This window comes from Winogradskyella maritima, assembly GCF_042650215.1.
GTDB lineage: Bacteria > Bacteroidota > Bacteroidia > Flavobacteriales > Flavobacteriaceae > Winogradskyella > Winogradskyella maritima.
Genome location: NZ_JBHSAT010000004.1, coordinates 1086636 through 1098340, shown reverse-complemented (window position 1 = coordinate 1098340; position 11705 = coordinate 1086636). Strand labels below are relative to the sequence as shown.

The window sequence follows — 11705 nt, the reverse complement described above, 5'->3', positions numbered from 1 at the left end:
TTATCGCTATTAATCAGACGACTACCAATTCGTCTGGGCTTATGGTAATATCCTTATCGTTTACTTTTATGGTTAAATCAGCATCACCCTCCAACTCAAACACCGTTTTCTGCTGATTCACTTTTACGTTTACAATTTGATTTCTGAAATTCACTTTAAAGGAATAGGCGTCCCAATTTTTGGGAATCCGCGGTTCAAAAGTCAATTGGTCGTTTTTAATACGCATGCCTCCGAATCCTTCAACGATACTCATCCAAGTTCCCGCCATTGAGGTAATATGAAGACCTTCGTGCACTTCGTGATTATAATCATCTAAATCCAATCGAGACGTCCTCAAATAAAAAGTGTAAGCTTGTTCCATACGATTCAATTTTGATGCTTGAATGCTATGTACGCATGGCGACAAGGAACTTTCATGCACCGTGAATGGTTCATAAAAATCGAAATGACGTTCTAGCTCTTCGGTTGAAAAATGGTCTTCAAAAAAGTAGAAACCTTGAAGCGTATCCGCCTGTTTGATGTATGGTGAACGCAGAATCCTATCCCAAGACCATTTTTGATTGATTGGGCGTTGGTCTTCTGGCAAATCGGCAACTGTTATTAATTCTTTATCTAAAAAGCCGTCTTGTTGCAAGTATATATTTAAGCCTTCATGATATGGGAAATACATGGCATCCGCTACGTTTTTCCAATCGGCCAATTCGTTATCTGAAATCTTGGCTTTTTCTTGGATTCTTGTAAAATCTGATGGGTAATCCGACTTTACTTTGGCTATCATTTCCATGGTGTATTCCAAACACCATTTGGCAATGTAGTTGGTGTACCAATTGTTATTGATGTTGTTTTCGTACTCATTTGGCCCCGTAACTCCGAGAATGACATACTTATCCTTAGCTGTTGAATAGGTTGCGCGCTTGTTCCAAAAACGAGCAATCCCGATTAAGACTTCCAAGCCCATTTCTGGAATGTAGCTGAAGTCACCCGTATAGCGATAATAGTTAAAAATAGCGAAGGCAATAGCACCATTTCTATGGATTTCCTGAAAGGTAATTTCCCACTCGTTATGGCATTCTTCGCCGTTCATGGTTACCATTGGGTATAATGCGGCACCACTGTTGAAGCCTAATTTTTCGGCATTCTCAATGGCTTTATCTAAATGATGGTATCGGTATTCTAACAAATTACGGGCTACCGATTGGTTTTTGGTTGCCATGTAAAACGGAAGACAATAGGCTTCAGTATCCCAATAGGTGCTTCCACCATACTTTTCTCCAGTAAACCCTTTGGGTCCAATATTGAGTGTTGGGTCTGTACCGAGATAGGTTTGGTTTAGATGAAAGATATTAAAACGAATACCTTGCTGGGCTTCAATATCTCCAGAAATGGTAATATCTGCCATATCCCAAATTTTTGACCAGGCGTTTTTCTGTTGTTCCAAAAGTGCAGTAAAACCATAGTCTTGTGCTTTTCTCAACACGTTTTTGGCGGCGGTCACCAATTCGTATTTATCATGATTTCTATCTACAGTATACCCGCCATATTTGGTAATGGAAAAGGTATCGCCTTGAGACAGATTCGCCGAATAACTAAAGCTTATTTTAGTGCTGGATTGACTAACATTTGGTGCAATCTGAAGGTCTTCATCATTCATTTTGAAAGTCGATTGCATAAACGTGCAGGTTGAAAACCCAGTCTTCATAGTTTTGGCTTGTATGAACGCCATCTCATCCTCACGTGTTACACTTAGAATATCCCAAAACTTATCATCCCAATTAGAATCTTCGTTGGTAATACCACCATCTAAATAAGGTTCGAATACAACCGTTGCATCATCATTCAATACTTTAACAGAGTAATTGATAGCGCCCAATTCATCCAAATCTAAACTTAGAAAACGAATGGATTTCACTTCAACCTGAATCCCATTTTTTAGGGTTGCGACAAAAGAACGCGAGAGCCAACCTTCTTTCATGTTTAGTTCTCTCTTAAAATCGGAAACCGTGTCACAGGTATTTAGGTCTAATATTTCGTTATTGATTATGACGTTTATACCTATCCAACTTGGTGCGTTTAATACCTTCGCAAAATATTCCGGATAGCCATTCTTCCACCAACCGACTCGGGTCTTGTCTGGATAGTAAACCCCTGCGATATAACTGCCTTGGAAGGTTGGGCCAGAATAGGTTTCTTCGAAATTGGCACGTTGCCCCATGGCACCGTTACCGATACTGAACAAACTTTCGGACGACATCACTCTATCTTTATCGAAACCTTCTTCGATAATGGACCATTCGTTTGGTATGATATAATTCTGATTCATTCTATATGCTGTAAATCCAGTGAATTTTGAAATTCACATGGTCTAATTTTTTCTATTAATTAATTCGTCAATAAATTCTTCGGATAGTTCCGTGAAATCTTTAAATACATAATCGGCGTGACCTAAAACTTCCTTATCTCCAATTCCGATAGAAATCATATTTGCTCGGTTGGCGGCTGTAACACCAGCTACGGAATCTTCGAAAACGATACAGTTTTCGGGTGTAATATTTAAGGCCTCAGCCGCATTTAAAAACACTTCTGGGTCTGGCTTTGCCGCGCTAACGTCGTTACCGTCAACAATAGCTTCAAACTTGTCGATAATGTGAATTTGCTTTAAGATACGACGTGCATTTTTACTGGCGGAACCTAAAGCGATACCTTGTTCTTTTTCTTTTAATAGGTCTAGATAATGGAGAACGTCTGGCAATAATTCTGACCGATCCATTTTATCTATATAAGCCAAATATTCTTCATTTTTCTGAGCCATGAGCGCCGTAAACTCATGGTCTGAAATGGTTTTATTACCCCACTCTAAAATTTTTTCTAACGAACGCACACGACTCACGCCTTTGAGTTGCTCGTTTTCTTTTTCGCTAAAGTCAATATCAAGGCTGTTAGCAAGGTTTCTCCATGCCAAAAAGTGGTATTTCGCCGTATCAACGATGACACCATCCAAATCGAATATGAATCCTTTATTACTCATCGATTATAACTTTTGCATTGTCACTGACGCCTAGCGATAATAGTCCTGCTAAGATCATTGACCCACCACCAACTAACAGTGCGTAAACAGGCTGGTTTTCGAAAAAGCTAGAAACCAAAAAACCTAAAATTGACGCTGCCACCAATTGGGGAATAACTATGAAGAAGTTAAACACCCCCATAAAATAACCCATTTTGGACGCTGGTAGAGATCCAGAAAGCATAGCATAAGGAACAGAAAGAATACTAGCCCATGCAATACCTACACCAATCATTGGTAACCATTCTAGCATAAAGACGCTCGGTGTACTAATAAAATAAATTGAAATAAGACCAAAACCTCCAGCCGTCAAGGCCAAAAAGTGCGTAAATTTTCTGCTGGTCTTTTTGGCTAAGAGCGGTAATAAAAAAGCAACAAGTGCTGCTACAAGATTATAGTTGGCAAACATAGTACCTACTTGGTTCGCTCCTGTATTATAAGCATCCGAAGTTGTATCAACCGTACCATATATATGTTCTGTCACTGCTCCTGTAGTATATATCCACATAGAAAACAAGGCAAACCAAGAAAAGAATTGCACCCAAGCCAATTGCTTCATTACTTTTGGCATGGTCTGAAAATCGTTCATTATCGTGACAAAACCATTATCAAAGCGCCCACCTTTTTGAAATAGTCCAGAAATTATAAGAGCCAAACCGCCTAAACTTATAAGGCCTAAAGTAAGAACATAAAGATCTTTTTTCAATCCGAAATGGTACACGGCAAATGTTGCAATTAGACCAATGAGAAAGATTAATACACCACGTATTAAATGACGCTGACCGTTTTCGGAAAACCACGCGCTAGATTTCTTTTCTTTATTAAAATCAGCCTCTGCTTTTGATGCTTCAAACGCTTCAATTTCTTCAGGAGAATATTCTTTCGATTTAAAGACCGTCCAAAGTACAGCAATTAGAAATGCAAATCCCCCTACGTAAAATGAATACTTTACTGTATCTGGAATAACACCTTCTGGTGCTGTGTTTGAAACACCAATAAATGTCATAAACTCTGGTAAACGTGATGCTACATATGCCCCTGTTCCAATGAAAAAACTTTGCATGGCAAAGCCCTTTGTCAATTGGTGGTCCGGCAAATTATCACCCACAAAAGCTCTAAACGGCTCCATGGAAACATTAATTGAAGCATCCATAATCCAAAGCATACCCGCAGCAAACCAAAGCATAGGTGAATTTGGCATTATAAATAATGCAAGGGACGCCAGAATTGCGCCTACTAAGAAATAAGGTCTACGGCGACCCAATTTTGGATGCCAAGTCCTATCGCTAAAATAACCGATAATAGGTTGAACAATCAGCCCTGTTAATGGAGCAGCAACCCAAAGTATAGGTATATCTTCAATCTCAGCTCCAAGAGTCTGAAAAATTCGACTGACATTTGCATTTTGAAGGGCAAAACCCATTTGAATTCCTAAGAAACCAAAACTCATGTTCCAGATTTCCCAAAATCCGAGAGAACGCTTTTTCATAATAGTATGATTAAATTTATACTATTCTGATAAGCAAAACTTATCAAAACTTATGGTTGTGAAGTAAAAATATAAGTCTTGATTCGGCGATAAAGATAGTAAAGATTTTAAAGTGACCAAGTTAAAATTCTACTTGGTGGACTCGCGCTCTATTAAATTGGTTTCTATTACTACCGTTTGATAGATCTCTTCTTCGCTATCATTTTCTAGCCGATTGATTAACAAATCCGCTGCTGTTTCTCCCATTTGCTGGGCGTGCTGACTTACCGTACTGAGACTAGGTGTGGCGTGCTTTGACAATACACCGTTGGTGAATCCAATTACCTGAATATTGTCAGGTATATTATGTCCCATTTTACGTGCCACCTTCATCGCTGACAAGGCGTATAATTCGTTAACTGCAAAAATACCATCAATTTTTTCGTTTGCCTTAAAGAGTCCTTCAATCTCTGACTCTAAAGCATCCAAATGGACTTCGTAGTCCATATTGTCTTCGAGTTTAAGGATAAGATCTGCTTCTAGGTTCATTTTATTCTCCTTCAGCGCTTCGAGATAACCTTGTGTTCGTAGCTTACCAACACTCACATAATCGTTAGTGGTTATAAGACCTATATGTTTACAGCCGTTTGAAATCAGCTTGTTAACTGCATTTTTGGCGCCTTTAAAATCGTCAACAATGACCTTATCGCAGTTAATTTCGTTCACTACACGGTCAAACATTACAATTGGCATACCCTGACTCATGGTTTCGTTAAAGTGGTGGTAATCTTGAAGCTGTTGAGTTTCCTTGGAAATTGAAAGAATAAATCCATCAATACTGCCGTTGGCCAGCATTTCCATATTAATAACCTCTTTTGAAAAAGACTCGTTAGATAGTCCAACAATAACATTATAGCCACGCTTATTAGCGACCAACTCCACACCTCTAATCACTTTTGAAAAGAAATGATGCACAATCTCTGGAATAAGAATAGCAATAGTATTGGTTTTTCTATTCTTAAGACTTAACGCAATGTTGTTTGGCCGGTAATTATATAGTTTGGCAAAAGCCTGAACTTTCTGCTTGGTATCTTCAGAAATTTCTGGGCTATTCCTCAGGGCTTTTGAAACCGTTGAAATGGAAACATCCAATTCTCTGGCAATTTGCTTTAGGGTAATTTTTCGTTTCATAGTTTTTCTGCTAAAACAGAGCTAATTTTTTGACTAAGATAATTGAAATTGAATTAAACAAAATTCAAGACTTCTCAATTTTAAGACTTTATAGTTGCCAAATCCTCAAAAATGCCATATTTTAAAGAGAAAATTCTAATTTTCCAAAAAGTTTTTAACACGAAAACGTTTTCGTACCGTCCTAGAATTTCATTAACGATAATTTAATGATTTGTTTACATATATTCATCCCGTGAAGTAAAAATATAATCAAATTAACTAAGCAATTAACTTAAAAATAGTTTATGAAAACATATTTTAACGCCGTTTTGTTTGCGTTGCTTTTTATGCCAATACTCATTTTTGGTCAATCCGTGAGTGGTACTGTAACAGACGGTACTAATGGATTGCCTCTACCTGGTGTAAATGTGTTGGTAAAAGGGACAACAACAGGAACATCAACGGATTTTGATGGAAAATATACATTGAATGTAAGTAATGGCAACGTCCTTGTATTCTCTTACCTTGGATTTGTTACTCAAGAAGTCACTTACAACGGCCAAAATACAATAAATATTGGTCTTGTTGAAGATGCCTCGCAGCTCGACGAAATAGTACTTATTGGTTACGGTACAACCACGGTTAAGGATGCTACTGGCTCTGTAGAATCGGTTACTGAAGAAGATTTTACACGTGGTAATATTGTCACTGCAGATAATCTTATCTCTGGTAGGGTTGCCGGTGTTAATGTGACTACGGACGGTGGTGCACCTGGATCGGGTTCTACCATTAGAATCCGTGGTGGTTCATCTATCAATGCCTCTAATAATCCGCTAATTATCATTGATGGATTACCTATTACCAATGATAATGTTGGTGGTTCTCGTGGTATTTTATCGTCCCTTAACCCTAATGATATAGAGTCATTCTCGGTACTAAAGGATGCTTCGGCTACCGCCATTTATGGATCAAGAGCATCTAATGGTGTTATTATAATCTCTACGAAAAAAGGACGTAAAACTTTTAGTGCAGATATAGATACGCAATATACTTTTGGTGAGATCGATGAGCGTATTGACGTCCTCTCTGCAGATGAATTTAGAGACCTAGTTAACTCACAACCTATTACTGGTGCAACCTTAGACACAAGCCTCTTGGGTAACGCTAACACAGATTGGCAAGACGAAATCTTTAGAGAAACCGTTTCTGCCATCCATAATGTGACGCTAAGAGGAGAACTCTTCAAGTTCTTACCAACACGTTTTTCTTTTGGTGTCTCTCGACAAGAAGGAGCGTTAATTACGTCGTTAAATGAAAGACGTAATTTGTCCCTGTCTTTAAATCCGAGCTTCTTTGACGATCACTTAAAGGTGAACATCAATGCCAACATGGCGTTCGAAGATAACCGATTCGCAGATCGAAGTCAAATTGGGCAAGCTTTACGCTACGACCCTACACAACCGGTACGTGATGGCAATCCGTTCTTTGCAGGTTTTTATCAGCATACGGTACCTGGAAATAATTCATTAATTGCCAATGGTGGAACTAACCCTATATTTAATTTATTGCAGCGTAATAATCAGGGTGATCTTAATAGACTATTTGGTAATATTAATTTAGATTACAAATTTCACTTTTTACCAGAATTAAGAGCTGTATTAAACTTAGGTTATGACCACTCTGAGTCAAACACCAGTACTTTTGCTCGCTTTGCTACGCAAGATGTTGTTCGAGGAGAAACCTCCTTCTTTAATCAACAACGTGTCAACCGCTCTTTAGACGGTTATTTAAATTATGCCAACGATTCCGGTGATGTTTTTGACTATGATGTTTCAGCTGGTTACTCTTATCAGGTATTTACAAATGATGGTGGTTTTACAGGCAACCTACAAGACCCCCAAACTACTGGAGATACATTCGCAGATCCAGACATTGTTTTGATCGGTTTTTGGGGTCGTTTAAACTTGGATTTCTATGACAAATATCTTCTTACCTTAAACTATCGTCGTGATGGCACATCTCGCTTCAGCGAAGACAACCAATGGGGTAATTTTGGTGGTGCAGCACTGGCTTGGCGTTTAAGCGATGAAGACTTTTTAAAGGATTCTAATACTATTTCCGAGTTAAAACTAAGAGCGAGTGTTGGATGGAATGGACAGCAGGAAATTGGGCAAACAGATATTTTCCTAAGCCGTTTACGTCAAGGAAATGAAAATTCTATTTTCCAATTTGGAAATATGCCTGTACAAACATTGCTGCCTTCAGCTATTAATCCAGACATTAAATGGGAAGAAACACGTACCATTGAATTTGGTATTGATTACGGTTTATTTGACAATCGCTTTACAGGGTCTTTAAATGTTTTCCAGAAAGATTCAGAAGATTTATTATTTGCTGCACCTGTCCCTGATGGAAGTAACTTTACTAACAATATCATTCAAAATATTGGAGAGTTTAGAATTCAAGGTTTAGAGTTTTCAGTCAACGCAGATGTGTTCAGAGAAGGTGAGTTTAACTGGAATGCTAATTTTAACGCTACTTTACTTGACCGGGATATTACCTCATTGCCTTTCGGCGCAGATATTCCTGTGGGGCCAAATCCAAGTGGCACTGGTGGTAATATTCAATTACAACGACAAGGTGAAGCACCGAGCTCATTCTTTGTATTCAAACAATTATATGACGCTAACGGAGCACCAATTGAAGGGGCTTATGTCGATTTAAATGGCGATAATATTATCAATGATCAAGATCGCTATATCAGAGAGAATCCGAACCCTAATGCTTTATTTGGTTTTCAATCTAATATGACGTACAAGAATTTCGATTTCTCTTTTAACCTTCGTGCAAGTGTTGGTGGTTATGTCTATAACAATGTGGCATCGGGTAATGCCCAATACGCTTTATTGCAAGACCAGTCCGTTTTAGGAAATATACCTACATCGGTATTTAATACTAATTTTCAACAAACCTCAGATGTTGTATTGTCTGACCTTTATGTTGAGGAGGCATCATTCCTTAGAATGGACAACATTACTTTAGGTTATACCTTTAATTTTGAAAAAGCTATTAAAAGTATTCGCTTATGGGGTGGTGTGCAAAACGCGTTTATCATAACAGATTACAGCGGTTTGGATCCAGAAGTCGGAGAATCTGGCTTTGATAGTAATATTTTCCCAAGAACAAGAAACTTCTTAGTAGGAGCTAACTTTAAATTTTAAAACACTATGAAAAGGAAATTAAAACAATTTAAAAAAGTTGGTGTCTTATTATTAATAATGGTATTTATGGTAGGTTGTACAGACGACCTAAATATCACGCCAAATGATGATGACACACTATTGACCGAAGATGCCTTTGAAGACGAAAGTGCCTACCGTAGCCTTCTTGCTGGGGTCTATGCCAATTTGGCCCTAACTGGAACAGAAGGGGCTGAAAACTCCAATCTAGCAGGTATTGATGCGGGTACTAGCCAATTTGGCCGTGTATTGCTCTACATGCAAACACTTGCTGCCGATCAAATGATTTGGTCTTATGAAAATGATGCTGGTACTAGAGAACTTCAACGTAATATATGGACACCCCAAAATCCTTTGATTTTAGGGATGTTTAGTAGAACTATGGCTTCAGTGTCCTTTGCCAATAATTTTTTAAGGGAAACTACCGCTGAAAAATTGGACGGTAGAAATGTTAGTGACGCCACACGCCAAGATATTGTTGCGTACCGTGCAGAAGCTAGGTTATTAAGGGCTATGGCTTATTACTATATGATGGACCTTTTCGGAAAAGCGCCTTTCATCACTGAAAATGACCCTCTTAACTTTACGCCGCCAGAAGTAAGTCGCGCTGAGCTTTTTACTTTTATTGAAAGTGAATTATTAGATATCCAAAGTGATTTAGTTGCTGCTGGTCAAAACGAATATGGCCGTGCCGACAGAGGTGTAGCTAATATGATTCTAGCGAAGATTTATCTAAATGCTGAAGTCTACATAGGAGAAAACAGATATCCAGATTGTATAACACAATGTGAAGCACTTCTAAGTTCTGGCTATGCTTTGGCTGATTCTTACTTGCACAACTTTATGGCAGATAACAATACCAATTCAGCGACTAGTGAAATTATTTTCCCCATTGTCTCTGATGGATTAACCACTCAAAACTTTGGCCCTACTACGGTTATGGTTAATGGTTCTGTAGGCAGTCTTGAAACCAATGGGTTAGTCGTTGGAGTAACCCAAGGTGGTTGGGGTGGTGCTCTTCGTGTACGTAGAGAATTTGCTGAGTTATTTGCTGATGGTATTTTTTCTCAAGACGAAAGAAATACACTTATTGAAGGTGTTAATGTTCCTAATGGTGTAACGATTGTAACGACGCCACCAACGCCTCCTACACCAAGACCAGTCGATATTGTTGATATTTCAAATCGTGATACAGGCTTTATTTTACAGAAATACTCTAATGTTTCATCAGACGGAACACCAGGTATTGACCAGACCTTTGTAGATACCGATTTTCCATTGTTTAGATTAGCCGATGTGTATTTGATGTATGCCGAAGCTTACCTAAGAGGTGGCGGTGGTTCAGAATCTACAGCTTTAGGCCTTTTAAATGAGTTGAGAGATAGAGCAAATAATGATGAAGTTGTAGAATCTAGTGATTTAACCTTAGATTTTATTTTAGACGAGCGCTCAAGAGAATTACACTGGGAAGCGCATAGACGCCAAGATTTGATTAGATTCAATAGATACACTGGCGGTAACTACAACTGGGCATGGAAGGGTAATGGAAGTAATGGAATCGCTATTCCGGCACATTTCAATGTTTATCCAATTCCGAGTTTGAGTTTAGCTTCAAATCCTGAATTAAACCAAAACACAGGTTACTAAAAAATTTAAAATGACTATGAAACTATATAAAAATATATCAATTCTATTTTTGGCCACTGCTTTGGCCAGTGTCTTTGTCACCTCTTGTGAGGATGATTCTGAGACATTTACAGTTAACAGTACACAGCCCGTGGTTTTAGGAGATTTAGCCAGTTCATCGATTGTGCTAGATCCTAACAATACGGCTAATCCTGTTGCAACATTTATTTGGACGCAAGCAGATTATGGACAACCAACAGCAGAAAATTACGCACTAGAAGTCTCTTCAGACGAAGCTTTTACCGAACCTGTTGTTGTAGCAAATATCAGTGGTACAAATACAGTTACTTTGTCTGTAGGGGAACTAAACAGTGCTGCTAGTAATGCTGGTCTTGCACCTTTTACCGAAGGTATTTTGTATGCTCGTATCATGTCTTCCATAGGAACTCAGAATGGTTTACCAGTACCTTCTAACATTATAAGTTTTACAGTAACGCCATTCTTCAACTATCCTTTTAAGGATTATTATATTGTTGGAAATGCAACACCTCCAGACTGGAATAACGATAACAATAATCCTGCGCTATTCCGTGACGGTAACAACTCCAGTATTTATAGATATACAGGCTTCTTTGCAGCAGGCGAGTTTAAAGTTTTAGAAGTAAAAGGACAGTGGCAACCACAATGGGGTACCAATGATGGTTCTACAATAGACGTTAATCCTGGAGATACTGATGATCCTGGAACATTCCCTAATAACAACCAAGCTATCGAGACTGCTGGTTTTTATACCTTCACCATTAATTTCGGATCCTTTAGCTACTCATTTGAGTCTTTTGATGCATCAGGAGCTACTGACTTTTCAAGTATGACTATTCAAGGATCTGCTACATCAGAGCCTGTAAGCATGAATCAACTTAATTTTGACGGACATATTTGGTACGCAAACAGCGTTACGTTGTCGCAAGGTGAAGTTGGTTTCTTAACAAATACAGGGACAACATGGGCAACGGATAATGAATTCTCTGGTATAGCAACAGAAGGAGGCGCCAGCATACCAGTGGTTGTAGGTGACGACTACGATGTTTGGTTCAACGACCTTACTGGAGAGTATATTCTTATCCCATTAAATCTTTAA

The 11705-nt window shown here is 38.5% G+C and carries 7 protein-coding genes; 3 read left to right on the top strand and 4 right to left on the bottom strand.

What is annotated here, in order from left to right; translation table 11 throughout:
- Nucleotides 1-13: 13 nt before the first annotated feature.
- The 4 genes from ACFOSX_RS06005 to ACFOSX_RS05990 form a co-directional block, all read right to left on the bottom strand.
- Nucleotides 14-2320, bottom strand: a complete 2307-nt coding sequence (locus tag ACFOSX_RS06005; RefSeq protein WP_386098011.1) for a glycoside hydrolase family 65 protein — start codon at nucleotides 2318-2320, stop codon at nucleotides 14-16.
- A 42-nt stretch (nucleotides 2321-2362) separates the two neighbouring features.
- A complete protein-coding gene (gene pgmB / locus ACFOSX_RS06000) occupies nucleotides 2363-3025 on the bottom strand; it encodes a beta-phosphoglucomutase (RefSeq protein WP_386098009.1) in 663 nt (220 codons plus the stop codon).
- Complete coding sequence (locus tag ACFOSX_RS05995) at nucleotides 3018-4553, bottom strand: MFS transporter (RefSeq protein WP_386098007.1); 1536 nt, start codon at nucleotides 4551-4553, stop codon at nucleotides 3018-3020. Before ACFOSX_RS05995 ends, pgmB begins: the two co-directional genes overlap by 8 nt.
- 129 nt (nucleotides 4554-4682) lie before the next feature.
- Nucleotides 4683-5723: a LacI family DNA-binding transcriptional regulator gene (locus ACFOSX_RS05990; protein WP_386098005.1), complete on the bottom strand. Its 1041-nt coding sequence runs from the start codon at nucleotides 5721-5723 to the stop codon at nucleotides 4683-4685.
- Between the two features lie 284 nt (nucleotides 5724-6007).
- Here ACFOSX_RS05990 and ACFOSX_RS05985 point away from each other — a divergent pair, with 284 nt between their 5' ends.
- Genes ACFOSX_RS05985 through ACFOSX_RS05975 form a run of 3 tightly spaced genes read left to right on the top strand, consistent with a single transcriptional unit; the run spans nucleotide 6008 to nucleotide 11705 of the window.
- Complete coding sequence (locus ACFOSX_RS05985) at nucleotides 6008-8923, top strand: SusC/RagA family TonB-linked outer membrane protein (RefSeq protein ID WP_386098003.1); 2916 nt, start codon at nucleotides 6008-6010, stop codon at nucleotides 8921-8923.
- Between the two features lie 6 nt (nucleotides 8924-8929).
- A complete protein-coding gene (locus tag ACFOSX_RS05980; RefSeq protein WP_386098001.1) occupies nucleotides 8930-10588 on the top strand; it encodes a RagB/SusD family nutrient uptake outer membrane protein in 1659 nt (552 codons plus the stop codon).
- A gap of 16 nt (nucleotides 10589-10604) precedes the next feature.
- Entirely contained in the window at nucleotides 10605-11705 is a 1101-nt protein-coding gene (locus ACFOSX_RS05975; protein WP_386097999.1) for a SusE domain-containing protein, read from the top strand.